Origin of the sequence: Tropicibacter naphthalenivorans (assembly GCF_900176475.1) — a bacterium.
Taxonomy (GTDB): domain Bacteria; phylum Pseudomonadota; class Alphaproteobacteria; order Rhodobacterales; family Rhodobacteraceae; genus Tropicibacter; species Tropicibacter naphthalenivorans.
Genome location: NZ_FWXX01000009.1, coordinates 59,142 through 85,604 on the forward strand (window position 1 = coordinate 59,142; position 26,463 = coordinate 85,604).

Here is a 26,463-nt window from a genome sequence, read left to right on the forward strand (position 1 = left end):
CCTGAACCCTAAAACGCGGGCGGTCCAATCGGGCCGCCCTTCGTCTTTCCACGAGGATGCTCCCCATGAAAAACTACGTCCAGCCCGGCAATACCATCACCTTGACCGCACCCTATGCCGTCGCCTCGGGCGATGGCCTGCTCGTCGGTTCCATCTTCGGCGTGGCGGCAGGCACCGCCGCCCTCGGCGAGAGCGTCGAGGTCGCGCTCACCGGCGTCTTCGACGTCACCAAGATCGGCTCGCAGGCCTGGACCGCGGGTGCCAGGATCTACTGGGACGATACCAACAAGCGCACCACCAACGTGGCAACCTCGAACACGCTGATCGGCGTCGCCATTGAGGCAGTCGGGGGTGGGGCCGGTGAGACCATCGGCCGGGTGCGGCTCAACGGCAGCTTCTGATGACTGCCTTCGCCGCTGCCGTGGACGCGCTTTTTGCCGATCCGAATATCGGCAGGGATGCCATCTACATGCCCGAGGGCGGCGCGCCCGTTCTGGTGCGCGTCGTCGCCCGGCGCGCGGATGCCATCACCGACTTCGGCGATACGCGGCTCTGGTCCGAGACCACGCGGATCGACCTGCGCGTCGCCGAGGTGGCGAACCCGCGTCCCGGCGACCGTATCGAGATCGACGGAGACGCCTTCATCATCCAGGGCGAGCCGGTCCGTGACCGCGAGCGGGTGGTCTGGACCGTCGACCTGCGCCCGGCGTGACCGCGATGAAACTGAAGCTCGACATCGATCCCGACATTGTCGCGATAATGGCGGCCGAGGTGGCGGCGGGGGAGCGCGCGGTGACCGCTGCCATGCGCGAGGCCGGGACCGGGCTGAAGGCCGCGTGGCGCTTGCAGGTCACAGGCGCAGGGCTTGGCACACGGCTCGCCAACACGATCCGCAGCCAGACGTTTCCGAAGTCGGGCGAAAGCCTAGACGCCGCCGCGCTCGTCTGGTCCCAGGCCCCGGTCATCGTCGGCGCGCATGACACCGGCCCGCTGATCCGTTCCAAGGATGGGTTCTGGCTCGCGATCCCGTTGCCCGCCGCAGGCAAATCCCTGCGCGGCGGCCGGATCACCCCCGGCGAGTGGGAGCGGCGACGCGGGCTGCGCCTGCGCTTCGTCTATCGCCGCACGGGGCCGAGCCTGCTGGTGGCCGAGGGGCGGCTGAACACGAAAGGTCAGGCGGTGGTGTCGCGCTCAAAGACCGGGCGCGGCAAGGTCACCGCGCCGATTTTCCTGCTGGTACCGCAGGTGAAGCTTCCGAAACGGCTGGATCTGGCTCGGGATGCAGACCGGGCGTTGGACCGCGTGCCGGAGCTGATCGTGGCGAACTGGGTGGAGGATTTGGCAAATCGCTGACTCTGCGAGCGATTAAGGATTGTCAGGTAAAACCGGCGCAGCGCGGCCAGCCAGCTTTTTCCAGTCTTGGTTGTCGATTAGGGTTGATCGATAGATCTTTATCTTCGAACAGCCATCTATCGACTTTAGTGCGGCCTTTACTGAGTCCGAGAGTGCCGATGCCAACCAAGGGCTCAAAGTGATGCGCTTTACATGCCTCAAACTAATCGGCACGTCATGAAATGGCTTTGAGACGTCGGGGTCTACGTGGACGACGCGGTACTCGGCCTCATCGCCATAGGGCCACCTTTTTAGGAAAGGAAGCTGCTCGACATCAATGTCAGCCATCTTCTTCGCCTGCTTGAGAAGGGTGTAATTCATGGCGCCGTGCCGAATACTCCCATCCCGGTTGAAGCTACCCAATAGCCCTTCCTTTTCGAATTCGATGCAAACGCCGTCGGAGCCGTGCGAGAAGACCCTCCAATGGTGATATGTCTCATGGCTTTCAGCAAAGCACAGTGCCAACACCGAAGCTGACTGCGTGCGTCGCTTGTATTCTGACATGAAGAACGCATCATTTCTGTCGTCCCATGTCGAGGGATCAAGGAGCGTGATCTTGCGTTTCTGCAGGAGATGAATGGCTGCGGCCAAATTCGTGTAGCGTCGAAAAGTCGTGTTTGTCATATTCTTGGACACCCCCTTGAAATCTCGAGCCGATCATAGGCATCAAGCGCAGCAAAGCGCCAAGGCAAAGTGGATCCCAGGTGACTTTGCTCTTGGATAGGATCAATGCCCACCACTCGCGAAACCATCTTAACCGCGCTGCACGCGCGGCTATCGGCGCTGCCCGCCACCGCGCTGCGGGGTGACGTGCTGCCCGAGCGCGTCCCGGCCGAGGGGCTGCTGATTCTGCGCGATGGTGATCCGGGGGAACCCGAGGTGACGCTGTCGCCGCTGCGCTATCACTACCAGCACCGCGCCGAGATCGAGGCGGTCGTGCAGGGCACCGCCCGTGACGCCGCCTTCGACATGCTGACCGCCAGCATCGGCGCGGCGCTCGCCGCCGACCGCACGCTGGGCGGGCTCTGCGACTGGGTCGAGGCGGAAGCCCCGCGCCCGGTGGACCTGCCGGTCGAGGGCGCGGCGAGCCTGAAGGCGGCCGTGATTCCGGTGGTGCTGCACTATTCCACGGCCGATCCACTGGCCTGACCCAACCAACAACAGGAGATCACCATGGCACGAGCCCAAGGGGCGCGGGCGCAGATGGCGCTTGCGTTCGAGACCGTCTACGGCACGCCGCCCGCGGGCGGCTTCACGAAGATGCCGTTTGCCAGCACCACGCTCGGCGCGGAGCAGCCGCTACTGAACTCCGAGCTGCTCGGCTATGGCCGCGATCCGCTGGCGCCGATCAAGGACGCAGTGACGGCCGACGGCGATGTCGTGGTGCCGCTCGACGCCGAGGCTTTCGGCTTCTGGCTGAAGGCGGCCTTCGGGGCGCCGACGACGACCGGCACCGGCCCCTGGACGCACGAGTTCCAGTCGGGTGCCTGGACCCTGCCGAGCGTCTCCATCGAGACCGGCATGCCTGAGGTGCCGCGCTACGCCATGTATTCCGGTTGCGTGCTCGATCAGATCACCTGGCAGATGCAGCGGTCTGGCTTGCTGACCTCCACCGCCCGGCTGGTGGCGCAGGGCGAAACGGTGGGCACGACCACCAGTGCCGGCACGCCCGCCGCGTTGGAGCTGAAGCGGTTCGGCCATTTCAACGGGTCGATCACCCGCAACGGTTCGGCCCTCGGCAATGTGGTCTCCGCCGACATTACCTATGCCAACAACCTCGACCGGATCGAAACCATCCGTTCGGACGGCCGCATCGATGGCGCGGACCCGTCCATCGCGGCGCTGACGGGCTCCATCGAGGTCCGTTTCGCCGACAGCACGCTGGTGACGCAAGCGATCAACGGCGATCCGTGCGAGCTCGAGTTCGCCTACGTCCTGCCGTCCGGCGAGAGCTTCACCTTCACCGTGCACGCCGTCTACCTGCCGCGCCCGCGCATCGAGATTTCCGGGCCCCAGGGCGTGCAGGCGACCTTCGACTGGCAGGCCGCGCGCGACAGCACCGTCGGCCGGATGTGCACTGCCACCCTTGTGAACGATGTGGAGACGTATTGATGCTGACGCTCGACCTGACCAATGCGCCCTGCTGGCATGACCTCGCCCCTGGCGTGCGGGTGCAGCTGCGCCCGCTGACCACCGCGCTGATGGTCGCGACGCGCAGCGATCCGGCCGTGGAAGCTGTTCCAGAAGATGCCTCCGACGAGGAACGCGCAGTGGCCTTCGCCAAGGCGCTGGCGCGGCGGGCGGTACTTGCCTGGGACGGTATCGGCGATGCGGACGGCAACCCCATCGAGCCGAGCCCCGAGGCCATCGATGCGCTGCTCGACGTCTGGCCGATCTTCGAGGCCTTCCAACTGACCTACGTCTCCAAGGGCCTGCTGCTGGAGCAGGAAAAAAACGCCTCCGCGCTCTCGCCGAATGGTCCTTCGGCGGGGGCGAACGATATTGCCAAGCCTGCGCGCAAGCCTGCCCGGACTGCCCGGCGCGGCTGAACCGTCCAGAAACTCCGGAGGGCTGGCAGGTCTGGGACCTGGTCGGCCGCCTCGGCGGTCAGCTGCGTGTGTTGCCTGGCGCGGTGATTGGCTGGGACATGTCGGCGGCACTGGACCTTGGCAATGCCCTTGGCGTGCCGCCCGCCGTCGCGGCCGAACTTCTCCCCGTCATCGAAGCGGTGATGGTCGCGAAACTCAACGAACAGATGGAACGCCGCAATGGCTGAAAAACGCGTCAGCGTCCGCCTTGCGGCGGTCGGTGGTCGGCAAGTGCGCGCCGAGCTGGAAGGTGTCGGCGAAGCCGGATCGCGTGGCTTCGGACGGCTCAGCCGGGAGATGGAAGCGGCCAATGCTCGGCTCGCGGCTTTCTCGCGGCGCGTGCGTGTGGCCGCCGCAGCCGCTGTGGCCGCAGCCGCCGCTGCTGGCGTGGCGATGATCCGCTCCGGCCTGCAGACCGTCGATGCGCAGGCCAAGCTCGCGCAGTCGCTCGGCACCACCGTTGCTTCTATCCAGACGCTGGAGCGTGCGGGCGAGCTGGCGGGCGTGTCGATGTCCGGCATCGAGCAGGCGACGAAGGATCTGACACGCCGTCTCAGCCAGGCGGCCGCTGGCACGGGCCCGGCCGCCGATGCGCTCGACCGGCTCGGGCTGTCCGCCAACGACCTGATCGCGCTGCCGCTGGACCAACGTGTCGGCGCGATCAATGCCGCCATCGAAGAGTTCGTGCCTGCCGCCGAGCGCGCCGCCGTGGCGGGGCAGCTCTTCGGCGAGGAAGGCTCCATCGCCATGTCGCGGATCGACACCGCGACGCTGCGCCAGGCGACCGAGGACGTGCTCGCGTTCGGTGTCGTGGTCTCCGAACAGGATGCCGACCAGATCGAGCGGACGAACGACGCCATCTCCCGGCTCGGGCTGATCTGGCGCGGGCTGTCGAACCAGCTGGCGGTCGCCGCGGCTCCGGCGCTCGAGGCGGTCGCCAACGCCATGGCCGCCATTGCCAGCCGCACCGGGCCGCTCGGCATCGCCATTCGTGGCCTCTTCGACAATATCGGCCGCCTGACCACCTATGCCGTGACCTTCGCGACCTTCCTCGCGGGCCGCTGGGTCGCCGGATTGGCCGCTGCGGCGCTGTCGGTGCGTGGGTTCGCCACCGCGCTCGTCGTGCTGCGCGGGGCTCTGATTCGCACCGGCATCGGTGCGCTGATCGTCGGCGTCGGCGAACTCATCTATCAGCTGTCCCAATTCGTCGCCCGCGTGGGCGGGGTCGGCGACGCCTTCCGGCTGCTCTCCGATCTGGCCTCCGAGGTCTGGTCGCGGGTCGGGCTCGCGCTCGATGCCGCGCTGGCCCGCATGGCGGCCGGATGGGCGGGGTTGAAGGCTGCCGCGCTTTCGGCGCTCGAAGGCACCGTCGCGGGCGTCGTGGGGTTTGGGGACCGCACCGTCGCGATCTTCCAGGGGGCCTATGACGGCGCAGTGGCGATCTGGGGCAGCCTGCCGGGCGCCATCGGTGACTTCGCTTACCAGGCCGCGAACGGGTTGATTGGCGGGGCGGAGGCGATGCTGAACGGCGTCGTCACCCGCATCAACAGCTTCATCGCGACCCTGAACGCCGCGCTGGCCCTGCTGCCCGAATGGTCGACCGGCGAAGGCGGCGTGCGGATCGGCACGCTCGACGCGGTGGACCTGAGCCGGATCGACAATCCGTTCGAGGGGGCCGCGACGGCGGCGGGTACCGCCGCAGCCGATGCGTTCTCGGCGGCGCTCGCCCGGACCTACGTCGCACCGCCCGATCTCGGGCTTGGCGCGATGGCGGAGGACGTGCGTGCCCGGGCCGATGCCTATCGCGAGGCTGCGGGCATGCTGACCGATGCCGCGACCCGGCCGCTCGCCGCCTGGCAGGCGCTGAAGGATGCCGTCGCCGGGTCCGGCACGGAGGCCGAGACCGCGCTGTCAGACGCCGCGACCTCCGCCGATGCACTCGCGGCCGGGCTCGACGACACCGCATCCGCAGCCAATGGCGCCGGAGGTGCTGCTCGCGATGCCGGAACCGCCGCGGGCGAAGGAGCGGAGCGTGCCCTGACCGGATGGCAGGCCGTAACGGCGGCGCTCTCGGACTATGCCAGCCGGGCCCGGGAGATCGGCGGCGATATCGGCCAGAGCCTCGTCAGCGCGTTCCAGTCGGCCGAGGACGCGGTCGGGGAGTTCGTGAAGACCGGCAAGCTGAACTTCCGCGATCTGGTGACTTCGCTGATCGCGGACCTGGCGAAGCTGGCGGCGCGGCGGTTCATCCTCGGCCCCATCGCCAACGCGCTCTCAGGCGCGCTCGGTGGCGCGGGCGGGATCTTCGCCAACATCCTTCACGCAGGCGGCATGGTCGGCTCGTCCGGCCCCTCGCGCATGGTCCCGGCCATGGCCTTCGCCACCGCGCCCCGGATGCATTCGGGCGGCGCGGTGGGGCTTCGGCACGACGAGGTGCCCGCGATCCTGCAGCGGGGCGAGCGCGTGCTCTCGCGCCGCGAGGCGCAGAGCTACGGCACGGGCGGCGGGATCAACGTCACCATCATGGCGCGCGACGCCGAGAGTTTCCGGCAATCGCGCACGCAGGTCGCGGCGGACATTGCACGGGCGGTCTCGCTCGGGCGGAGGGGGATGTAAGCCATGGCGTTCCATGAGGTCCGGTTCCCGGACAACATCAGCCGAGGCGCGCGGGGCGGGCCCGAGCGGCGCACGCAGATCGTCGAGCTCGCCTCGGGTGACGAGGAGCGCAACGCCAGCTGGGCCAATTCGCGCCGCCGCTACGATGTCGCCTTTGGCATCCGCCGCGCAGACGATCTGGCGGCGGTCGTCGCTTTCTTCGAGGCGCGCAACGGCCGCCTGCATGGGTTTCGCTTCAAGGACTGGGGCGACCACAAGTCCTGCCTGCCGTCGGGCGCCCCGTCGCCGACCGACCAGGCGATCGGCACCGGTGACGGCACGACGACCGCCTTCCAGCTGGTGAAGCGCTACGCTTCGGGCAGCCAGACATGGGTGCGGACCATCGCCAAGCCGGTCGCGGGCTCGGTCACCATCGCCTTGAATGGCGCGCCCCAGGCGTCCGGCTGGTCCGTCGATACCACGACCGGCGTCATCACCTTCACCACCGCGCCGGGCCTCGGCGTCGCGATCACCGCGGGCTTCGAGTTCGATGTCCCCGTCCGCTTCGACACGGACGTGCTCGACGTGACGCTCGACCTCGAACGGCTGGGTTCGATCACCTCCATCCCGCTTCTGGAGATCCGACGATGAACGACGAAACCGGATTTCTGGCGGCGGCGCTGAAGGAACTGCTCGCTTCCACCGCCGTGATCCTCGCCGCCTGGGGCGCGCTCGGGGGCGCGACCAACGCGCTGACGACGAAAATGCGGCTGCGCGACGCCCTGCGCCACATCCTGCTCGGGGGTCTGATCGCGGCCGGGATGGGCAGCCTGTCGATGGCGATCATTACCCGCTGGCTCGGCCTGCCGCCCGAAGCGATCCCGGCCGGGGGCGCGGCCGGATCGGCCGCCTATCTCGTCGGCGTCTTCGGACCGGCCTTCATCGAGGTGCTGCTCGCCCGTCTGCGCCATGCCGGGAAAGGTGATGGCGATGCATGACCTCCTGCGCCTCGCGCGCTCCCTTCGCTGCGACCCGGCCGATCCCGGCCAGGCCTTCCGCCACCACCTGGGCATCGGCATCGCCGTCGCCGCGCTGATCCTGATCCTCTCGCTTCTGGGGTAACTTCCATGCAGATGACTGACCGGGGTCTTCTGGCCCTCGTCCGGCACGAAGGGATCGTGCTCGGACCCTATCTCGATGTGAAACAGGTCTGGACGTTCGGCATCGGCCACACGGCCGCAGCCGGGGCACCCGATCCCGCCACGATGCCGCGCGGCATGCCCGCCGATCTCGATGCCGCGATCCGCGAGGCGTTCCGGGTCTTCCAGGCCGACCTCGCGCGTCACGAGGCTGACGTTTTGCGCGCCGTGAAGGTGCCGCTCGAGCGGCACGAATTCGATGCGCTGGTCTCCTTCCATTACAACACAGGCGGCATCGCCAAGGCGGCGCTCACCCGGCTCCTGAACGCGGGCGACCGGGCTGCTGCGGCAGCAGCCTTCATGGGCTGGCTCAAGCCCGTTGCGATCCGCCCGCGCCGCGAGGCCGAGCGCGACCTCTTCGCCAAAGGCCACTATCCCGCTGGCAACATCCCCATCTGGTCGGTCGACCGCAACGGCCGAGTCGATTTCTCGCGACCGATCCGGAGACTGACCGAGGGCGAGGCGCTGGCGCTGCTGCGCCCCCCAAGCGTGCCGATACCGAGACCAACCGTGCCTGCCGCCAAACCTGAACCCGCAATCAGCTGGTTTACCCGGCTGACCTCCTTCTTCTCCACCCTGATCCGGAGGGCCTGATCCCATGCGCTACATCCGTCCGACCTCGCTCACCTGGTGGGCGGGATGCCTCGCCATGCTCACCGGCATCGCCTCTCTTGCGCTGCCCGCCACCGGGCCGCTCGGGGAACTCTCCCGCTTCGTCGCGTTGCTCGCAGGTTCAAGCGACGCTTCGCCTGCGGGGCTGATGTTCCTCGGGCTGGGCCTGATCGGCCTGCGCGACCGGATCGAGCGCGGGTTCCATGGGCGTGCTTGAGTTCCTCGCAGGTCTGGTCGTGGGCGGGGTGCTCGGCGTCTTCATCGTTGCGCTCTGCGTCGCTGCCGCGCGCGGGGAGCGGGACGATGGCTGAGTTCCTGGTCTGGCTGATCGCGGCTCTGGGCGCGGTCGGGGGCGTCGTCCTCGGCCGGGTCTGGGGGCGTGCGGAGGGCGAACGTACGGGTAAGCGAGAGGCAGAAAGCGATGCGATGGAAGACAAGAACAAGCGCGTCGAGCGCGGGCAAGATGCGGTTCGCGACGGCCGCAGCGCTGGCGATCCTGCTGACCGGCTGCGCCGCAACGATGGGCGCTGGTGATGCGGGCTGCGTCTCCTATGCCGAGGCGCGGTTGGCCCGGCCAGCTGCCCAGACCGTCGCGGAGGTTCCGCCGGAATGGGCGACCTGGATCGCCGATCTCGACGACCGAATGACGGGAACCTGCCGACGAAATCCCTCTCACCCGCACTGCAAGCCCATCTCGACGATGGCACCACGACGCTCGCTTGGTGCTGGCGGATCTCGCAGGCCGATGGGGTCACCTTCGGCTTCACTGACCACGACCGCACGCTGAGCTTCGACGGCACGGATTTCGAGCCCGAGAGCGGGCTGACCGCCTCCGAGGTGCGCTCGGGCTCGGACCTCTCGGTCGATGCGCAGGATGCGGAAGGCGTGCTGACCTCGGACCGGATCACCGAGACCGATATCCTCGACGGCCGCTGGGACAACGCGGCCGTCGAGGTCTGGCGCGTGAACTGGGCCGACACCGCTCAGCGCGTTCTGATGCGGCGCGGGGCCATCGGCCAGATCCGGCGCGGGCGGCTGGCCTTCGTCGCCGAGGTCCGCTCGCTCGCGCATGTGCTCGGGCAGACGGTCGGGCGGACTTTCCAGGCGACCTGCGATGCCGCGCTCGGCGATGCGCGCTGCGGCGTCGATCTCGAGGACCCGGCCTTCAAGGGCGCGGGTGCTGTGGTCGATCTGCTGCGGGATCGCGCGTTCACCACCTCCGGTCTCGGCGGGTTCACGTCCGGGTCTTTCACATTCGGCACCCTAGACTGGACCTCCGGCGCGAACGCAGGGCGGCGCACCGAGGTGCTGGGCCATGATGTGGCGGACGGTATCGCCGTGCTGACCCTGCTCGAGGCCCCGATGCGGGCCATCAGCGAGGACGACGCCTTCACCATCCGCGCGGGCTGCGACAAGCGGATCGAGACCTGCAGCGCGAAGTTCGCCAATACCGCCAGATTCCGGGGCTTTCCGCATATTCCGGGTCAGGACGCCGTTCTGCGCTACGCCACTAAGGACGGCGGCCACGACGGAGGTGTGCTGTGAAAGCCGCTGATCCGGATCGGGTTATCGCGGCGGCACGGTCCTGGCTTGGCACGCCGTATCACGACCAGGCGAGCCTCAAGGGCGTCGGCTGTGATTGCCTCGGCCTCGCGCGGGGCGTCTGGCGCGAACTCGTCGGCCCCGAGCCATTCCCGATCCCGCCTTACAGCCGGGACTGGGGCGAGACGGGCCCGCGCGAGGTGCTGGCCGAGGGCGCGCGGCGCATGATGCCGGAGATCGCCCCGGCCGATGCCGGTCCCAGTGCGCTGGTTCTCTTTCGGATGATGCCGCGCGCCATCGCCAAGCATGTCGGGATCCTGACCGGCCCCGATACTTTCCTCCATGCCTACGAGCGGCTCGGCGTCATCGAGGAACCGCTGAGCCAAGCCTGGCGGCGGCGCATCGCCTTCGCCTTCATCTTCCCGCAACGCTGAGACCCCCGACATGGCCACCCTCGTTCTCGGCGCGGCCGGTGCTGCCATTGGCGGCAGCATCGGCGGCGCGATCCTCGGCGTCAGCGCTGCGACCATCGGAGGCTTCATCGGCTCCAGCATCGGCTCGGTCGTCGACAGCTGGATCATCTCGTCGCTGGCGCCGACGCAGCGCATCGAGGGCGCGCGGCTCGACACGCTGCGCATCACCTCGGCCACGGAGGGCGCGGTCATCCCGCGGCTCTACGGCCGCATGCGGATGGGTGGCAACATCATCTGGGCGACGGATTTCCGCGAGGAGACCACGACCACGACCCAAGGCGGCGGCAAGGGCGGTGGGGGCGGCAAGGTCAAGACGACCGAGTATCTCTACTACGCCAGCTTCGCCGTGGCGCTCTGCGAAGGCCCGATCACCGGCATCGGCCGCATCTGGGCCGATGGCAAGCCGATGGACCTCTCCGGCGTCACCTGGCGCTGGTATCCGGGCGACGAAGCTCAGCCTGCCGATCCGTTCATCGCGGCGAAGATGGGTGCGGCGAAAACCCCGGCCTATCGCGGCACGGCCTATGTGGTCTTCGAGGAACTGGCGCTCTCGACCTACGGCAACCGGCTGCCGCAGCTTTCCTTCGAGGTGTTCCGGCCGCTCGCTGATCCCGACACCGCCGAGGGGCTGACCCGCGCCGTCACTCTGATCCCGGCCTCGGGCGAGTTCACCTATGCCACCGAAGGAATCCGCAAATCCTCGGGCGGCGCAACGCAGGCCGAGAACCTGAACGCGCTGCCCGACACTTCCGATATGTTGGTCGCGCTTGATCGGCTCCAGGCCATGGCGCCGTCCGTCGAGAGCGTCAGCCTCGTCGTGGCCTGGTTCGGCGATGACCTGCGAGCGGGAACCTGCAAGCTGCGCCCGGGCGTCGAAGTCACGGCGAAATCCACGACGCCGGTCGGCTGGTCGGTCAATGGCGTCAGTCGCGCCAATGCCTTCCTCGTCAGCCGCGACGATCAGGATCGACCCGTCTACGGCGGCACACCCGCCGATTTCGCGGTGGTGCAGGCAATCCGGGAGATGAAGACGCGCGGGCTGCGCGTGACCTTCTATCCGTTCATCCTGATGGACGTTCTGCCCGGCAACACGCTGCCGAACCCGTATTCCGACAATGCCGCCGGGGTGGGCCAGCCCACATTCCCCTGGCGCGGCCGGATCACCTGTTCGCCTGCGGCGGGCAATGCTGGAAGCGTGGACAAGACGGCAACCGCAGCCAGCCAGGTCGCGGCCTTCTTCGGCAGCGCCAACCCTTCCGACTTCGCGATCTCGGGCGACACCGTCTCCTGGACCGGCCCGTCCGGCGACTGGGGCCTGCGCCGCATGATGCTGCATTACGCCCATCTCTGCGCCGTGGCAGGCGGCGTCGACGCTTTCCTCATCGGCTCGGAGATGCGCGGCCTGACCACCATCCGCTCGGGTGCCAGCACCTATCCGGCCGTCACCGCGTTCAAGGCGCTCGCCGCCGATGTGCGCGCCATTCTCGGGGCAGGCACCTATATCGGCTACGCTGCCGACTGGTCCGAGTATTTCGGCCACCACCCGAGCGACGGCAGCGGCGATGTCTATTTCCACCTCGATCCGCTCTGGTCGGATGCCAACATCGATTTCATCGGCATCGACAACTACATGCCGCTCTCCGACTGGCGTGACGGGTTCGAGCACGCGGACGCGGCCGAGGGCTGGCCCGCGATCTACGACCGGGCCTATCTGCAGGCGAACATCGCGGGCCGCGAGGGCTTCGACTGGTTCTATGCATCGTCGGCCGACCGCTCCGCGCAGGTGCGCACGCCGATCACCGATGGTGCTGCGGGCAAGCCATGGGTCTTCCGCTACAAGGATCTGCGCAGCTGGTGGTCGAACGCGCATTACGACCGCCCCGGCGGCGTGGAGAGCGGCACGCCAACGACATGGGTGTCGCAGTCCAAGCCCATCCGCTTCACCGAACTCGGCTGCCCGGCCATCGACCGGGGCACCAACCAGCCCAACGTCTTCTTCGACCCGAAGTCGTCGGAGAGCTACACACCGTATTTCTCGCGGGGCTGGCGCGACGACAGGATCCAGCGCGCCTATCTCGAGGCGACCCATCTGTTCTGGGGTGAGGCCGCGAACAACCCGCTGTCCTCGGTCTACGGCGACCGGATGGTCGATGTCCCCGAATGCGCGGCCTGGACCTGGGATGCGCGGCCGTATCCGTTCTTTCCCGAACTGACCGATGTCTGGACCGACGGACCGAACTGGCGTCTCGGCCATTGGCTGACCGGCCGACTCGGGTCCGTGTCGCTGGCGGCGCTTGTACGGCACCTCTGTCTACGCGCGGGATTGTCCGACGATCGCATCGACGTCACCGGCCTCTGGGGCGCGGTCGAGGGCTATGCCATCGGCGCGCTGGAAAGTCCGCGCGCATCGATCACCACGCTGGCGCGGCATTTCGGGTTCGATGCCGTCGAGACCGAAGGCGTGATCCGCTTCATGATGCGCGGGCGGGCGGCGGTGGCAAGCGTCGCACCGGACGATCTGGTCGCCGCGCGCGAGGGTGATGTTCTGGAACTGACGCGCGGCCAGGAGACGGAGTTGCCGCAGGCCCTGAAGTGGCAGGTCGCCCGCGCCGACGAGGATTACGAGGCGGCTCAGGTCGAGGCCTGGCGCATCACCGTCGACACGACCCGCATCGCATCCGAGAGCTTCCCATTGGCGGTGCCGCCAGAGGAGGCCGAGCGCCGTTGCCGCCGCGCGCTGATGGAAGCCTGGACCGGTCGCGAGAGCGCGGCATTCCGGCTGCCGCCCTCGCGGCTCGCGCTCGACCCGGCCGATGTGGTAACGCTCGCCCATGACGGCCGATCCATCCCGCTGCGGCTCATCTCCATCGCCGATGCCGATGCGCGCAGCATCGAGACCGTCCGCCAGGACCGAGAGGCCTACGACCTGCCGCCCGGCGCGCCGCGCCCCTCGGCGCTGTCCCAGGCCGTCGTCTTCGGCGCACCCGAGGTCATGCTCCTCGATTTGCCGCAGCTCACCGAGGACCAGGCCGCGCATCGGCCCTTCGCGGCGGCGCATGCCGTGCCTTGGCCCGGCGAGATGGCGGTCTATCGCAGCCCGTCGACGGATGGTTTCGACCTGCTGACCACGTTTGGCACACGCGCACGGATCGGCACGCTGGTCTCGGACTTCTACGCCGGACCTACCTCGCGCTTCGACCTCGGCAATGCGCTGGTAGTCGACCTGCTGGCCGGCACGCTGGAAAGCGTCACTGACCTGGCACTGTTCGGCGGTACCAACGCGCTGGCCATCGAGAGCGCGCCAGGTGTCTGGGAGATCGTGCAGGCGGGCGCGGCCGAACTGATCGCTCCTGGCCGGTATCGCCTGACCCGGCTCCTGCGCGGCCAGCGGGGGACAGAGGCCGCCATGGGAAATCCGGTGCCTGCGGGTGCGCGGGTGGTGATACTGGACGCCTCGCTGGCGTCGCTGCCGATCGCCGAGGCCGATCTCGGCATCCCATGGAACTGGCGCATCGGCCCGGCAAGCCGACCGGTCAGCGACGAGACATATGCGGCAAAGGCGTTCACGCCCGCGGGCGTGGGGCTTCGCCCGTTCTCCGTCGCCCATGTCGAGCAGCCATGGCGCAGGCCTCGCACGCCAGGCGATTTGACGATCCGCTGGACCCGGCGATCCCGCGCGCTCGCTGCCGACAGCTGGGGCGGGCTAGAGGTCCCAGTCGCCGAGGAGCTGGAGGCTTACGAGGTCGAGATCCTCGACAGCGCCACCGTGAAGCGCGTTCTGAGCGCGGCTGCCGCCAGCGCGGTCTACACCGCCGCCGCCCAGACCGCCGATTGGGGCGTGCTGCTCGGCCCGGGCGACACGCTCACCATCCGCATCTACCAGCTCTCCGCCCTCGTCGGGCGGGGCGCGCCCAAGACCGCCACGCTTACGTTCTGAAGGCCATCCCATGTCTGACGCAACGACCCATCTGCTGCTGCCCTACATCCTGGCGGCGCAGGCCCAGAAGCACGTCACCCACAACGAGGCACTGCGGATCCTCGACGGGCTGGTCCAGCTTTCCGTTCTTGATCGGGGCCTGACCGCGCCGCCGGGAAGCCCTGCTGATGGCGACCGCTATATCGCCGCTTCGGGCGCGACGGGCGATTGGGCTGGTTGGGACCTGAATGTCGCCCTCTGGTCCGACGGCGCCTGGCTGCGTCTGCCGCCGCGCACCGGCTGGCGGGCATGGGTCGAGGACGAGGGCCTGCTGCTCGTCTGGACCGGTGCTGCCTGGGAGGTCGTGGGCGAGCCCAGCGACATCTCGGATGCTGTCTTCAGTCTCGTCAACGACGCCGATCCCACCAAGAAGGCGGTGTTCTCGCTGTCCGGTATCAGCACCGGGACGACTCGCAGCTACACGCTGCCGAACACCTCGTCGGAACTGGCGATCCTGGCCGGCACCCAGACCTTCACCGGCAACAAGACCTTTTCGGGCACGCTGACCGCGTCCGGCACCGTCACGGTCTCGGGCGCGACCGCGACCATCGGCACGGCGACGGGCACCGCGACCTACGGCATGGGCACCGGGGCGACGACCACCGGCCTTACCAAGACCGTGAACCTCGGCACCGGCGGCGCGTCGGGGTCGACCACGGTCGTCAACATCGGCTCGGCGACCTCGGGTGCGAATGGCACGACGGTGGTCAATACGCCGACCGTCACCTTCGCCAATGCCGTCACGCAGGTCGGCATGCCCCAGGCCAACCTGACTGCGCAGCTTCTGGGCCTCGGCGGGGCGGCGGCCGACAGCTACAATCGGCTCTCGGTCAACACGCCCGCGGTGCTCCTCAACAACGCGGGCGCCGGAATCGAGGCGACGGTCAACAAAGCCGCAGCCGGGAACGATGCGAGCTTCGCCTTCAAGACCAACTGGTCGGCCCGGGCGCTGATCGGTCTTCTTGGCAGCGACGATTTCAGCTTCAAGGTCAGCCCGGACGGCTCGGCCTTCTACGAGGCGATCCGGATCGACCGCGCGAGCGGCCGGGTCGAGATGCCCGAGCCCGTGGTGCTCCCGGCGCTCAATGCCGTGCCCACGCCGCCGCCGACCGGCAAGCTCGCCCTCTATGCCCGCGACCGCGCCGGGGCCGGATGGCTCGACGTCCAGCGCCCCTCGGGGCGGTTCTTCCCGCTGCAGCCGCATTTCGGGGTGAATCGCATCGCGACCTGGGCGCCGTCCACCGGTACGACCGTGAACACCAACGGCATGCCGCGCACTGCCGTCGGCACCGTCTCCACGCCGACGCTCGCCACCACGAACCTCTCGACCTCGATGCGCCGCTGGCGCGTGACCAGTGCCGCCACCGCCGATGCAGCGGCCGAAGAACGCTCGGCCGGCTGGGTCTGCTGGCGCGGAAATGCGGATGGGCTGGGCGGCTTCACCTATGTGAACCGGCTCTCGCTGGTGACGCTGCAGGCGACCGGCATGGGGTTCTTCGGCCTCTATGGCTCAACGACAGCGCTGGCGACCACCTTGACGTTGTCGGCGGCAGTGAACTGCATCGGCATCGGCTTCCAGCGCGGTACCCATACGAACTGGCAGCTGGTGCAAAACGACACCTCGGGCGCGCCCACGCTCACCGATCTGGGCGCGAGTTTCTCGGTCGCGAGCACGACGAACGTCCTGACCCTGACGCTCCTCGCTGCCCCGAACAGCGCCGAGATCGGCGTCCGGGTGGTCGAGGAGGTCAGCGGAGCGGTGGTCGAGGTCATGCTCGACACCGACATCCCGGCCGCGACGCAACTCCTGAGCCCGCGCAACTACATGAACAACGGCGCGACGGCGGCGGCGGTCGCCTACGATTGCTCGGGCGTGTATGTCGAGACTGACTACTGAGCTGGGCGTTTGCGGAAGTGATGATTGCAGGGGCTCATCCCGCCGGGAATTCCCGCCCCTTAGGGCGAGGTCAATAAGGGCAACCCGGCGTTGCGCTCCCTAGACCGCAGTGAAACTTGATGTACCCAACCACTTGATCGAAAAGCCCAAAAGCTGCGCGCGGATCGCCGCGCTATCCGCAGCGAGATCCACTGTGGCGAACCGGATGCAATGACCCTGCACAAGGATTGCCTCGTCGACCGTTTCGCCGATGGCGGGGTGCAGTAGCAGGCCCTCGGCAACGTCGGCCAGCGAGTCACCACGCCCGGTCTGCGACCGTAGATAGACGTAGATCTGATAAAGGTATCCGCTGCGCAGCGTGGTTTCGCGCCGCCAACCGGCCGTGACGATCCCGGTGAACTTTGTATCAATCACGATGCGTCGGTCCGCCACCAGATCGTCGAGTACGACGTCGGTCCGCATGCCAGGCAGGATGTCCCGGGCGCCGTCGCTGCACCAGTCGACCGGCCAATCAAGTGGACGGCCCGTTCGCACATCCCAGCGGCTAGACGGCAGCACCGCGCGGTAAAAGCCGCCCACAGCCCGCTCGAAGAGCCGTCGTGCCCATTGTTCCTCCCGATCCGGCATCGGCAGGGGTCTGGGGCCCGCCGACTCGGTGGGCAGGACGAGGTCTACGGCCAGCTTAGCGGCCGCCAGCATCTCGCGATCCGCCGCGTCGTGTCGCCCGATGCGGTCAGCACTTAGCTCGCTCCGCGACGGCATCGCACCCGAGACCCCCAAAGCCTGCATGTCCGCGGCGAGGCGACGGCAGCGATGGCGCAGATCCGGGTGTGACACCAGTCGCGCCACCGCTTCCAACGCACCGCGAACAAAGCGGTTGCGCGGCGTGTCGACGCTGAGTTCGACGAAGCGACAGGCCACCGCGCCGCGCGCGAGCAGCTGGCGACGCTCGGTGCGCAAGACGTCGATCCGGCCCCGCACGCGCGAGAGGTCCGCGCTGCGCGGCCGATAGCCGAGACTCAGCTGCCGGCGCTGTCGCTCCTCCACAGCCTGTGCCAGCAGTCGCGCGACGAGGTCGGCGATCTCATCCGGGTTGCGTTCCGCGTCGACCAGCGCGCGCTCTGACGTTTTCAGCAGATCCGACGCGTAGAGCATCAGCAGCCAGATGTTGCGCACGGGGATGCGCCCGATGAAGCCCGCAGCCTCGTGCGACAGATTTGTCGCGGCAGTCACCATCCCTGCAGCAGCTTCTCGACGGCATCGCGCGCTGATTTTGGGGCATCGAACCAGTATTCATCGAGAAGTGGTCCGATTTCCGTTTCGGCAACCTGTCTGAACCACTCGCGCGTAGCGTCAGGTTCGAGTCTTGCCGTCGGCGTCACGTAGCTATGCCCGATCTCGAACTGGTGGCCAAATGCCTCACCGATCTGCGCATTCAGCGCCACGATACGCCGTTCGATGTCGTCGACGAGGGCGGGGTCGACGCCGCCTATTTCGGTTACCCACCGCCGCCAGGCTTCACCCAGCCTCGGCTCAAGACCGACGAAGGCGAAGCGCCTCCGGAACGCGAGGTCGACCAGCGCCAGCGAACGGTCTGCGATGTTCATCGTGCCAATGACAAAGAGATTCTCGGGCACATGAACCGGGCGGCGTTTGCCGTCAGCATCGGGATAGCAGAGTTCAAGCGCCTCGCGCGGCGTGCGTTTTCCAGCCTCGAGCAGGGTAAGCAGTTCGCCGAAAATCTGTGCGGGGTTACCGCGGTTGATCTCTTCGATGATTACGACGAAGCGGGCTTCTGGCCGGCTAAGCGCCGCACGGATCGCCTCCATGAAGACGCCGTCGGCAAGGGTCAGCTTGCCATCGCCGCTCGGACGCCAGCCGCGCACGAAATCCTCGTAGGAGAGGTTTGGGTGGAACTGGACCGCACGGACGCGCGCCTCGTCGCGTTCCCCCATCAGTGCGAACGCGAGGCGCTTGGCCATCCAAGTCTTGCCCGTTCCCGGCGGTCCCTGCAGGATCAGGTTCTTGCGCGTGCGCAAGCGCTCCAGCAGGCGGTCGATCTCCCCGCGCTCCAGAAAACATCCCTCGCGCAGGATGTCGTCAGCATCGTATGGCACAGCTGGCGCTGGCATCTGGACCGGATCGACAACAGCCGCATCGTCTTCGTCCTCATTGGGCGCGGCGCCTCCTTGGTCGGCCTCGGCCTGAGACTCTTCGGGCCCCTTATAGTGCCATGCGGCCAGCGACAGTTCGGGGAAGCTGTGGACCGGGTAGCTTTCCTCAGAAAAGCGCGCCTTCAGGTCGTCCACCAGCTTGAGATAGGTCGCGCCACTGCACGGCTTCTGCGGCCCTATCGTCGGGACCCGCATCTGTAACCGGCTAGTGAGGAATGAGCGCGAGTTGCTATCAAGGGTCGGGAACTCCCACGGATGTGACCAGTAGAGCCCTGTCGAGAGGTTCCATGAGGCGCCCCAAACGTCGATGGCCGCGTCGTAGTCGGCGATGAATTGGTCCCGCTGATCGGGCTGATCAGATTCCACCAGCGCTGCGGCGGCAGCGAACAGGTCCCATAGCTTGTCGATGTCGCCTTCGCCGCGCTTGTCGCCGTATCGAAAGAACCAGGATCGCTGGTTGTTGAGGACCGGAATACCCTCGAAGGTGCTCGGAGGCTCCTCCTCCACGCCGATCAGCTTGGCAATCGCTCTCGCGATCACGCTCCGATTGGAGTCGGTCATGGATCGGTTGAACGTGCCCATCGCCGTAAAGGGGCAGATGTCGCGCAGTGGGCCAGTACCGCCTTCCGGGTAGCGGTCCTGCAAATAACCGAGCCCCGCCATCTCTTGCGCGATTGCATGGATGCCGTCGATCAGGGGCTTGCGGTCTGCCCGGTAGTCCAGGAGCTTTGCCGCAACGGCGCTGTAGAAGGATGTCCAGCGGAAACGCTGCTCGCCGTCCGCGTCGCCGAACCGCTCCCGCCAGAACGGTTCATTCCGGAACCGGTCGAGGTCCTGCCGCTGGCCGTCGAATGTGAAGGAGAGGAGGCCATCCTCCATCCAGCCGCCCGGCGCGACCCGCCAAACCGTGGCGCGGTTTGTGTAGAAGTACCATTCGCGGGGCGGCGATACGGGCGTCCAGTTGACCTGAACACGCTTGCCATCGTCTAGATTGGCAGTGATCGTGCCGACCGCCTTTATGGCCATCACTGAGACAGTGGCACCGCGGTTGTCGAACGGCAGTTCCCGCTTGCGAGTATAGGATGACTTGATCGCGATCCTGTCCCCCGGGCGCATTGAGCGCACGAGATCGCTATATTTGCCGTCTTCGTAGCCGTTCTCCCAGATGCCTTCAGCGAGAAATCTGGGCGTCTGGTCCTCGGTGCGATTATACGCGGCGCCGACAAACCAGCTGGGCCTGATGTTTAAAATTTCCGACATTCCGCAAAATCCTGTCTATGCCGCCATGCGATTTATTATCGAGGCGACATAGGTGTCTTTTCGATCCTCCATGAACAGAACATGCATGTCCTCCAATTCATGGATCGTTTTGCCCCAGTTCAGCTTGCCGAACCGTGTTGGTGTGACGATAAAGCTGTTCAATATGACGTTCTCGCTGGCGAGCCTTGCCTGGATGCCCTTGATGACCTGATGGAACTCAATCTTCTTGTGGCCAGGGCCTTCATGCTGGAGGCCATGAGGCTCGACGAAAGCCAAGTGCTGTCTGCCGTCCTTCACGAGCCATAGAAGGAAGTCGGGATAAAAATTTCCTGCCTCAAAGAAGCCCACCCCGCGCCCGCGGCTCTCGTTGCGAAGCAAGAAGAGTTCAATTCCCTCCGCCGCCAGCCGTGCTTGATCCTTTTCGATGAAAAGGCGCAGATCATCCAAGAACTGGAACTCGCTCTCATTCAATGAAACCGGCGCGATCTGGATTTTGCTTCCCTTGGCCGCATGAAGCACGGGCTCGTAGAGATGCGTGCCAAACAGGCAGCCTTTCAAGTCGCCAGCACGCAACACCCCGGCTTTTCGAGCCGATATCTCGCCGGTGAGGTTCTGGATGTCGTTGATGAGCGCGGTTTCGCTGGCATCGACGATTAGCTGGTATTCCTCCGCTTCAGGCAGGCTTCCGTCACCGGCTTCGATCTCACGGAGTTCAAGACGTGGCTCAATAAAGGCTGCCTTGCAGTAGTTATAGTATTCTTCCGAGAATTTCTGCAGCAGCTCCGCCGCCATCTCCTGCCAGAGCGCGACGTTCCCAAAATCCGAGAACTCCATCTTCCCCGAAGGCACGACGACCTTGTACCAGGTCCGGTCAGTGAGCAGTGCCCTGATCATGGACTTGGAAATGTTGAGATTGTGCCAAGTGCGCTCACGCTTGAATTTCTCAAGACGGAAGAAAAGATCGTCGTAGTCCAAGAAGTCCAAGTGGCCATCTTCGAAAACGGTCTCCTCCTTGGTGCCCAGCCTGCTGCCCTTCTTGGACTCGAGAGACTGGATGCGGGGATACCAATCTATCGTGACGCCCTTTTGGTGTATCTTTGCCGGGACCAACGTCAGGGCCGGCACAGCGCCATCCCTCTTAAAATCGTACTCGCGACCGTCACCGCGCTTCTTTCGGGGGCGCAGCACCTTGAGGCGTTGCCCGAAGTCGTATGTGACCGTCAGCGGAACTGTGAAGACCTGCTTCTGATCGTTGCGGGGCAGCTCTTCCTCTTCGAGGAACTTCCGGAATCGCTCCATGAAGTCAGCCTCGATCCCGAAGACATTCAGGGTCTCGACATACTGTATGAGTTCCGGTTGATGGGTGGGGGTGGCGAAGCCGCTACGCTGGAGCGACCAGTCATACCCTTTTAGCCGGACGCCGCGCCCGAAAAGCTGAATGATCTGCGCGCCTTCGCTCTTGCCGACATGCATGAGACCAAGGGTGCTGACGCGCCAGCAATCCCAGCCCTCGACAAAGCGTTTGGAGCCGATGAGCAGATTGACCGGGGAGCTGGACAGGTTGATCTGCCCGAACATCGTCTCGGCAAACTCAGATTCCAGGACCGCGACGTTGTCGAACTCCTGCTCAGCGATGTGGGTCGCCAAGCCGGATGCGTCGCCGACGTTTATGAGCCCGAAGGGCTTCTCAGCCTGGCCGACGCGCAACATGATCTCGTTCTCGTCGCCCTTGATCCGGGCAATCGACAGCTCACCACCGGCCCGGTTCTGAAAGAGCTTTTCAAGGATGTCGCGGAACAGGTCGCCGGGCTTCCAGCCCTCGCGAAGCATGAGCTGCTGTAGGTAGACGAAACCGCCGGCGAATATGTCGCCGCCGTTCTCATCGAGGAGACCGGTCTCCTGAGCGTTACCGCTGAGGATCCGCTCGATCTCGGCGGCCGACGTACCCTCGCTCTTCAGGAACTTCGCTATGAAGGCAAGAATCTTGCCCACGTCAGAAACTGTAGCCTTCTCGGCCTTGGATCCGGTGGCCTTGGTCACGCTGGAGCCGACGAAAACCCAGAGCGGTTTCTCGATGTTGTAGGGCGCATAAATGCCCTGCTTGTCCTCGTAGAGCTTCAGCTGCTGGTAAAAACTCAGAAGGCAGGCAGTCAGGTACGAGAATTCGAGCTGGGAGAAGGTCCGCGGAAGGTTGAAGATGCGGTAGTCCTTGCCATAGCCGTCCTCGTAAAAGTACCGGTACGAATAGTCGAACAGGATCGTCTTCGCGTAGGACGCTTCGATATCGGGACGCTTCGCGGCAGTGACAGCCTCCTTCAGCGTCGCCGAATACTCGAAAACAAAACCCTTCTCCGACAGGCGGGCGCGGCTTCGGAACCAGCCGCGTTCTTCCTGGCTTCCCATGCCACGATGGGCCTCGTCGACGAGCAGCAGATTCTGGTCGCCGAGATTGCGTGTCGCGATGACGTTGGGCCCGTCGGTGTCTCCGAGCTTTGTCACCTCGGTGAAGTCCACCTGACGCAGCCCGTTCTTGCCCGAGGACAGCAGATCGCCGCTGTCCGTCAGCAGGCGCGACGCGACGATATTGCTGCCCTTCATCTCGCGCGCGTGCTGCAGGGAAAGCTGCTCGTTCGGCGTGATCAGTACCGTCCGCGTCAGGTCGTGCTTGAGTGGCGACTTCGAGGCGTAATGCCTGAATTGCAGGAAGTTGACGTGCATCAGCAGCGTCTTCCCCGAACCGGTGGCGTTCTGCAGGCAGAGCTTATTCAGGTCATCGAGCTCGTAGGGCGTGATCCCCGTCTCGTAGCCCTCATCGGTCCAGTACTTGTCGAACGCATCGACATAGGCGTTCAGCGCATCGAGCAGCGCGGCGCGATCAGCGAAGAACCGGTCGAGATAGATCTCGGCGAACAGCAGCGAGAGCCACTGGTAGTACTTCCACACGATCGGCCGGTCACGCTTCTCGTTGATCGCCAGCGTGTGGCTGACGATGTTGTGCTCGTAGCGCAGCAGATCGGCCCGCGTGATCTCGGCGCCTTCCTGCAGGTGGACGTCCAGCGCCTTGTAGAAGTGGTGCAGGTTCTCGGACGTCATGCCCTCGGGCGCATCCTTCACCGTCTTGGCCAGCGGCTGCACCGGCCGCAGGGTGCGCTTGCCGTCCTTGTGGTCCTTCAGCGGATCGAAGCCGAACAGGCTGACGATCCACTGGTTGAGCACCAGCTTGTGGCCAAAGGGGAGCGGCTTGATCTTGGATTTGGGCTTTCTTGCCATCGCTCAGCCCTCCACGTCCCACATCGCCTGGTGGAAGGCTTCCTCGATGAGGCGCACCTTCCAGGTCTCCTCGTCCTTGCGGAGGTTGGGCAGGTTGTTGGAGCCATTCACGTAGATCACGTCGAACTCGGTGTCCTGCGCGGAGAGGCGGTACTTCCGGAACCACTCGTCCAGCATCAGATTGTCCTGCTCGAGATCGCCGGTCAGCTTCCGCCAGACCACCAGCGCCTTCTCCCGGTCGTTGTGATCACCGGGGGTGCGCAGGGTGTAGCCCTCGACCTTGCGGAAGCGCCAGGTGCCGTCGTCCGTCTCTTTCAGCGCGCCGTCGAGCATCAGCCGGGTGTTCGTGTCGCCCGGTAGCTCGGGATCGACCTCGCGCTTGAACGCGGCGTCATAGCCGCGCCATCGGTCCAGATGCTCGACATGCAGGCCGGTCAGCCAGTTGAACGTCTCGACCAGGTCCACGGCTTTCTCGACATACTCGTCCGTGCCGGGCTTCTTGATCTTCAGCTTGTAGGCGGTCGGATCGTCGAACCACTCGATGTTCAAAAGCGACGGGCTGCCCTTGGTCTCGAAGTCGAGCCAGTAGCGGAGCATGTAATCGCGCTCGAAGTCGCCTTTGGCCCCTTTGAAGCCGGCTCCGGGGAGGAGCGTAAGGTTGTTCAAGGCATCTTCGTAGCTTTCGAGCCGAACATATTTGAACAGAGCGGACAAGCCGTCGTTCGAAAGCGGTTTCCCGTCCCGCCACTGTGACGCGTAGATTGCCTTCTGCATTCTCGGTCGCGTCACTGTATCAAAGTATTCGCCCATCTCAACTAGACAGAACTTGCGGGAGCCGTGATCAGCTCTGTTCAGCGATAGCACGGCATGCCCAGTGCTTGCCGAGCCGCCGAAACAATCAAGGATCGTCGAGTCTTTTTCTGCCGCGTGCGTTATGAAACGAGAGACAAAATCAGCATGCTTCGGCGCAAGGAAAATACCAGACTGACCGAACATCGCAGAGGTTTGCTTTTCGCCGTCTGAATAATCTACAAAAATACTTTTTCCGACGTTTGTTTCGACTTCATGAAGCATTCTCTTGATTTGGGGAACCTTGGCTTCGGTGTCGCCCCATGCAATACGCCCGTCCTCGTCCAACGTCTTAAGTGTTGTTCGATTTGTGTCATCCTCCGCTCGGTCATACGGAAACTTCCAACCACTCTTGGGCATTGTGACCGGCTTTCCTGTTATTGGATGATTGGCAGTATAGAATCGATAGTTAGGGCTCTTGGGATCACGTGTACTTGCGGCTTGTTTGGTCGCAGGTAGTGCGAGGTCAGACTCCCTGAAGACCCAGATCTGCGCTTGAAGCTCTCTGGCAACGGACTCGTCAACGATCTTCCCATCAGCATCGCGGTATTCTGCATTCTTATAGTTAAACAGTCCCTTCCACGGGTCGTCCTTCTGAAAGTCTTCCCACTCAAGACCTTGCGCTTCTATTTCTTCGCGGTAAGCGATTTTGTGATCGTTGTATAACTTCTTGATTGCCTCTTCAATTTCCGAGATCGGCGGATAATCCGGGTTTAGGGCTGCAACAAGCTCCATGACTTCCAAGTAGCCAGGCTTTGGCTCACGGAACATGCTGCGGTCTTTCTCGGCAGTCGGCTTATCTTTGGCATAAACCAATACATACTCGTGGTTCGTCGAGTAATTTGGGACCTGGCTATTATTTGTGTTCATTGACCAGATCAGCTCTTCGACACGGTTCTCCGCCCCAAATACGGCATCCATCGCATGTTCAAGTACCGTGCGTTCGGATTTGTCGATACTCACGAAGATCGCGCCATTTTTTGGCAGCATCGGCTTCATCGCTCGAAGCCGATCATGCATCAAAGTCGCCCATGAAGAGTGCTTGTAGCTGTTCTTGTAGGGAATTGAACTGCTATCAGTGTTGTAGGGCGGGTCAATATAAATGCACTTCACGCTATCCCTTAGCTTTTCCTCAAACAGCCTCAGGGCCTGAAAGTTGTCCGAATGAACGAGTTGGCCCGATTGCTCAGCGTCTATGTCTTGAAGTCGCGCCAATATGTCTTCTTTGGTTTCGGCCGTGAGGAAACAGGTGTCCAAGAGAAGCTTTTGATTTTCCCTCAAGAAATCGACGGATAGTGGCTCTGAGTATCCCTGCATTTGGTCGATCGCAAAAAGCTTGACCCACTCTTTCCGCTGGGCCTCGTTGGCCGCAATCTCTGGATAGAATTCCTCCGGGATGCGGTCGAGCGTGATGCAGTACTGGGTGTCGACGACGAATTTCTTCTTCAGCCACAACCGCTTCTGGAAGTCCTCGAGCTGGGCGAGGAAGTCGATCAGATGCTGTGCGATGCGGCGCAGCACCTTGACCTTGGCCAGGTAGGCTTCCACCCGCGGCGCATCGGCGGACTCGATGTCGTCCAGCCGCATCACCTCGTTCTTGATGTAGAAGTCCAGCTCGCGCCGCAGGAACCCGCCCAGATCCTTGTGGATGAAGTAGTCCATCGTGTTCCGGCCCGTGTACTGGGCCAGGTACTTCTCCAGCAGCGTCCGGTCCTTCTCGGCCTCGGTCGGCGCCGGGGTCGTCAGCGCGGTCACATAATCGTTCGCGCCCTCCAGCTTGGGCAGCAGTGCCTTCACCTTGTCGGCCGCCTCGGCGAGGCGCTTCTTGCGCCAGGTGCCGTCCTGGCCGGTCTTTTCGGGATCCGGGCGGTACTGGAACTGGATGACCAGCTCCGGCTCGCCGGTGTCGCCCATCTCGATCTTCACCGGCTCCGGCTCGTGGATGATGAAGTAGCGTTCAGTCTGTTCGGACGCCTTGACGTTGTTGTGCTCTCCCTCGGACGCCGAGACGATCCGGCAGTGGACCTTGAGCGGCTTCTGCTCAAACAGCGCGCCGTGCTTGTCCTTGAACTCCTTCGCCTGCGTCGGATCGAAGGTGAAGTTGGTCAGGTACTCGGACGTCTTGATGTAGTATTGATCGCGGTTGGCCCAGTGCAGATAGACCTCGCGCCCGTCATAGGGAACGGCGTAGGGGGCCGCCTTGCCGTCCGTCTCGCGCGCGAAGTAGCGGCGGCTCATGAAGTCGCCGTTGTCGTAGTAGCGCTCGAAGAAGCGGTAGAGGTGGTCGTAGACGTCGCCCTCGTTGCTGCCGCTCTCCTTCGCCGCGTCCCAGGCCGCCTTGGCCTTCTTCACCGGCTCGGTCACGTCCGGATCGGGCGCGCCGTATTCGATGGCCTGCTGGCGGGCAGCCTCATGCGCGGCCTTGGCCTGCTCGACACGGGCGCCATCCGCCTCGCCGAATGCATCGCGGATGATGCTCAGCAGATCTTCCTCGAGAAACTTGGTCACCCGGCCGGCCTTCGCATGCATGATGCGATAGAAGCCGAAGTCCAGGTCGGGCTGGTCGAGCTGGAACAGCTCCTTCAGCAGGCTGATCAGGCGTTCTCGTTGTTTCTCGACGTTCGGCATGTGACGGG

23 protein-coding genes are annotated in these 26,463 nt (G+C 65.0%); 18 read left to right on the forward strand and 5 right to left on the reverse strand.

The features are described 5' to 3' along the window. Positions 1 to 65 precede the first annotated feature (65 nt). The 3 genes from B9A11_RS16595 to B9A11_RS16605 are packed head-to-tail and all read left to right on the forward strand — an operon-like array spanning position 66 to position 1,353. Entirely contained in the window at positions 66 to 401 is a 336-nt protein-coding gene (locus tag B9A11_RS16595; protein ID WP_058248942.1) for a DUF2190 family protein, read from the forward strand. Further along, on the forward strand, positions 401 to 712 hold the full coding sequence (locus tag B9A11_RS16600) for a head-tail joining protein (RefSeq protein WP_058248941.1): 312 nt from the start codon (positions 401 to 403) through the stop codon (positions 710 to 712). Before B9A11_RS16595 ends, B9A11_RS16600 begins: the two co-directional genes overlap by 1 nt. Positions 713 to 717: 5 nt before the next feature. Then, a complete protein-coding gene (locus B9A11_RS16605) occupies positions 718 to 1,353 on the forward strand; it encodes a DUF6441 family protein (protein WP_058248940.1) in 636 nt (211 codons plus the stop codon). Positions 1,354 to 1,365: 12 nt separating this feature from the next. Here B9A11_RS16605 and B9A11_RS16610 read toward each other — a convergent pair whose 3' ends face one another. Beyond that, the gene (locus tag B9A11_RS16610; protein ID WP_058248939.1) at positions 1,366 to 2,016 is read right to left on the reverse strand and encodes a hypothetical protein; all 651 of its coding nucleotides are present in this window, start codon (positions 2,014 to 2,016) and stop codon (positions 1,366 to 1,368) included. Positions 2,017 to 2,121: 105 nt separating this feature from the next. Between B9A11_RS16610 and B9A11_RS16615 the strand changes: the two genes are divergently transcribed. The 15 genes from B9A11_RS16615 (at position 2,122) to B9A11_RS16680 (ending at position 16,274) form a co-directional block, all read left to right on the forward strand. Next, positions 2,122 to 2,541, forward strand: a complete 420-nt coding sequence (locus tag B9A11_RS16615) for a hypothetical protein (protein WP_058248938.1) — start codon at positions 2,122 to 2,124, stop codon at positions 2,539 to 2,541. 24 nt (positions 2,542 to 2,565) lie between these two features. Beyond that, positions 2,566 to 3,504 (forward strand): phage tail tube protein, encoded by a 939-nt coding sequence (locus tag B9A11_RS16620; RefSeq protein WP_058248937.1) that lies wholly within the window; start codon positions 2,566 to 2,568, stop codon positions 3,502 to 3,504. Continuing rightward, on the forward strand, positions 3,504 to 3,941 hold the full coding sequence (locus B9A11_RS16625; protein ID WP_058248936.1) for a hypothetical protein: 438 nt from the start codon (positions 3,504 to 3,506) through the stop codon (positions 3,939 to 3,941). The genes B9A11_RS16620 and B9A11_RS16625 overlap by 1 nt, the downstream gene beginning before the upstream one ends. A 98-nt stretch (positions 3,942 to 4,039) precedes the next feature. After that, positions 4,040 to 4,168 (forward strand): DUF7697 family protein, encoded by a 129-nt coding sequence (locus B9A11_RS22535; RefSeq protein WP_268811262.1) that lies wholly within the window; start codon positions 4,040 to 4,042, stop codon positions 4,166 to 4,168. Further along, complete coding sequence (locus tag B9A11_RS16635) at positions 4,161 to 6,596, forward strand: phage tail tape measure C-terminal domain-containing protein (protein ID WP_058248935.1); 2,436 nt, start codon at positions 4,161 to 4,163, stop codon at positions 6,594 to 6,596. The genes B9A11_RS22535 and B9A11_RS16635 overlap by 8 nt, the downstream gene beginning before the upstream one ends. Positions 6,597 to 6,599: 3 nt before the next feature. Further along, entirely contained in the window at positions 6,600 to 7,226 is a 627-nt protein-coding gene (locus B9A11_RS16640; RefSeq protein WP_058248934.1) for a DUF2460 domain-containing protein, read from the forward strand. After that, the gene (locus tag B9A11_RS16645; RefSeq protein ID WP_058248933.1) at positions 7,223 to 7,573 is read left to right on the forward strand and encodes a hypothetical protein; all 351 of its coding nucleotides are present in this window, start codon (positions 7,223 to 7,225) and stop codon (positions 7,571 to 7,573) included. The genes B9A11_RS16640 and B9A11_RS16645 overlap by 4 nt, the downstream gene beginning before the upstream one ends. Then, positions 7,560 to 7,697, forward strand: a complete 138-nt coding sequence (locus B9A11_RS22300) for a hypothetical protein (protein WP_186009221.1) — start codon at positions 7,560 to 7,562, stop codon at positions 7,695 to 7,697. The genes B9A11_RS16645 and B9A11_RS22300 overlap by 14 nt, the downstream gene beginning before the upstream one ends. A 5-nt stretch (positions 7,698 to 7,702) precedes the next feature. Next, a complete protein-coding gene (locus tag B9A11_RS16650) occupies positions 7,703 to 8,368 on the forward strand; it encodes a lysozyme (RefSeq protein WP_058248932.1) in 666 nt (221 codons plus the stop codon). Positions 8,369 to 8,372: 4 nt separating this feature from the next. Next, on the forward strand, positions 8,373 to 8,603 hold the full coding sequence (locus B9A11_RS16655; protein ID WP_058248931.1) for a hypothetical protein: 231 nt from the start codon (positions 8,373 to 8,375) through the stop codon (positions 8,601 to 8,603). 86 nt (positions 8,604 to 8,689) lie between these two features. Next, positions 8,690 to 8,920, forward strand: a complete 231-nt coding sequence (locus B9A11_RS16660) for a hypothetical protein (protein WP_058248930.1) — start codon at positions 8,690 to 8,692, stop codon at positions 8,918 to 8,920. Between the two features lie 75 nt (positions 8,921 to 8,995). Next, on the forward strand, positions 8,996 to 9,931 hold the full coding sequence (locus B9A11_RS16665) for a DUF2163 domain-containing protein (protein WP_058248929.1): 936 nt from the start codon (positions 8,996 to 8,998) through the stop codon (positions 9,929 to 9,931). Continuing rightward, positions 9,928 to 10,362 carry a C40 family peptidase gene (locus B9A11_RS16670; RefSeq protein WP_058248928.1) on the forward strand — a complete coding sequence of 145 codons (435 nt, stop codon included), beginning with the start codon at positions 9,928 to 9,930 and terminating at the stop codon, positions 10,360 to 10,362. Before B9A11_RS16665 ends, B9A11_RS16670 begins: the two co-directional genes overlap by 4 nt. Before the next feature lie 10 nt (positions 10,363 to 10,372). Continuing rightward, positions 10,373 to 14,338, forward strand: a complete 3,966-nt coding sequence (locus B9A11_RS16675; protein WP_058248927.1) for a baseplate multidomain protein megatron — start codon at positions 10,373 to 10,375, stop codon at positions 14,336 to 14,338. Positions 14,339 to 14,348: 10 nt separating this feature from the next. Then, the gene (locus B9A11_RS16680) at positions 14,349 to 16,274 is read left to right on the forward strand and encodes a DUF2793 domain-containing protein (protein WP_058248926.1); all 1,926 of its coding nucleotides are present in this window, start codon (positions 14,349 to 14,351) and stop codon (positions 16,272 to 16,274) included. Positions 16,275 to 16,373: 99 nt separating this feature from the next. Here B9A11_RS16680 and mcrC read toward each other — a convergent pair whose 3' ends face one another. Genes mcrC through B9A11_RS21185 form a run of 4 tightly spaced genes read right to left on the reverse strand, consistent with a single transcriptional unit; the run spans position 16,374 to position 26,455 of the window. Beyond that, entirely contained in the window at positions 16,374 to 17,510 is a 1,137-nt protein-coding gene (gene mcrC, locus B9A11_RS16685; protein WP_058248925.1) for a 5-methylcytosine-specific restriction endonuclease system specificity protein McrC, read from the reverse strand. Then, entirely contained in the window at positions 17,504 to 19,708 is a 2,205-nt protein-coding gene (locus tag B9A11_RS16690; protein WP_058248924.1) for an McrB family protein, read from the reverse strand. Before B9A11_RS16690 ends, mcrC begins: the two co-directional genes overlap by 7 nt. A gap of 15 nt (positions 19,709 to 19,723) precedes the next feature. Next, entirely contained in the window at positions 19,724 to 22,978 is a 3,255-nt protein-coding gene (locus B9A11_RS21180; RefSeq protein ID WP_058248923.1) for a DEAD/DEAH box helicase family protein, read from the reverse strand. Between the two features lie 3 nt (positions 22,979 to 22,981). Beyond that, positions 22,982 to 26,455: a site-specific DNA-methyltransferase gene (locus tag B9A11_RS21185; protein ID WP_058248922.1), complete on the reverse strand. Its 3,474-nt coding sequence runs from the start codon at positions 26,453 to 26,455 to the stop codon at positions 22,982 to 22,984. Positions 26,456 to 26,463 lie beyond the last annotated feature (8 nt).

Coding starts and splice junctions, on each gene's coding strand:
- B9A11_RS16665 (WP_058248929.1), top strand. CDS start 8,996: ATGGGCGACCTGGATCGCCGATCTCGACGACCGAATGACGGGAACCTG.
- B9A11_RS16690 (WP_058248924.1), bottom strand. CDS start 19,708: ATGTCGGAAATTTTAAACATCAGGCCCAGCTGGTTTGTCGGCGCCGCG.
- B9A11_RS16610 (WP_058248939.1), bottom strand. CDS start 2,016: ATGACAAACACGACTTTTCGACGCTACACGAATTTGGCCGCAGCCATT.
- B9A11_RS16680 (WP_058248926.1), top strand. CDS start 14,349: ATGTCTGACGCAACGACCCATCTGCTGCTGCCCTACATCCTGGCGGCG.
- B9A11_RS16650 (WP_058248932.1), top strand. CDS start 7,703: ATGCAGATGACTGACCGGGGTCTTCTGGCCCTCGTCCGGCACGAAGGG.
- mcrC (WP_058248925.1), bottom strand. CDS start 17,510: ATGGTGACTGCCGCGACAAATCTGTCGCACGAGGCTGCGGGCTTCATC.
- B9A11_RS16645 (WP_058248933.1), top strand. CDS start 7,223: ATGAACGACGAAACCGGATTTCTGGCGGCGGCGCTGAAGGAACTGCTC.
- B9A11_RS16655 (WP_058248931.1), top strand. CDS start 8,373: ATGCGCTACATCCGTCCGACCTCGCTCACCTGGTGGGCGGGATGCCTC.
- B9A11_RS16600 (WP_058248941.1), top strand. CDS start 401: ATGACTGCCTTCGCCGCTGCCGTGGACGCGCTTTTTGCCGATCCGAAT.
- B9A11_RS16595 (WP_058248942.1), top strand. CDS start 66: ATGAAAAACTACGTCCAGCCCGGCAATACCATCACCTTGACCGCACCC.
- B9A11_RS16620 (WP_058248937.1), top strand. CDS start 2,566: ATGGCACGAGCCCAAGGGGCGCGGGCGCAGATGGCGCTTGCGTTCGAG.
- B9A11_RS21180 (WP_058248923.1), bottom strand. CDS start 22,978: ATGGCAAGAAAGCCCAAATCCAAGATCAAGCCGCTCCCCTTTGGCCAC.
- B9A11_RS16660 (WP_058248930.1), top strand. CDS start 8,690: ATGGCTGAGTTCCTGGTCTGGCTGATCGCGGCTCTGGGCGCGGTCGGG.
- B9A11_RS16625 (WP_058248936.1), top strand. CDS start 3,504: ATGCTGACGCTCGACCTGACCAATGCGCCCTGCTGGCATGACCTCGCC.
- B9A11_RS22300 (WP_186009221.1), top strand. CDS start 7,560: ATGGCGATGCATGACCTCCTGCGCCTCGCGCGCTCCCTTCGCTGCGAC.
- B9A11_RS22535 (WP_268811262.1), top strand. CDS start 4,040: ATGTCGGCGGCACTGGACCTTGGCAATGCCCTTGGCGTGCCGCCCGCC.
- B9A11_RS16640 (WP_058248934.1), top strand. CDS start 6,600: ATGGCGTTCCATGAGGTCCGGTTCCCGGACAACATCAGCCGAGGCGCG.
- B9A11_RS16605 (WP_058248940.1), top strand. CDS start 718: ATGAAACTGAAGCTCGACATCGATCCCGACATTGTCGCGATAATGGCG.
- B9A11_RS21185 (WP_058248922.1), bottom strand. CDS start 26,455: ATGCCGAACGTCGAGAAACAACGAGAACGCCTGATCAGCCTGCTGAAG.
- B9A11_RS16615 (WP_058248938.1), top strand. CDS start 2,122: ATGCCCACCACTCGCGAAACCATCTTAACCGCGCTGCACGCGCGGCTA.
- B9A11_RS16635 (WP_058248935.1), top strand. CDS start 4,161: ATGGCTGAAAAACGCGTCAGCGTCCGCCTTGCGGCGGTCGGTGGTCGG.
- B9A11_RS16675 (WP_058248927.1), top strand. CDS start 10,373: ATGGCCACCCTCGTTCTCGGCGCGGCCGGTGCTGCCATTGGCGGCAGC.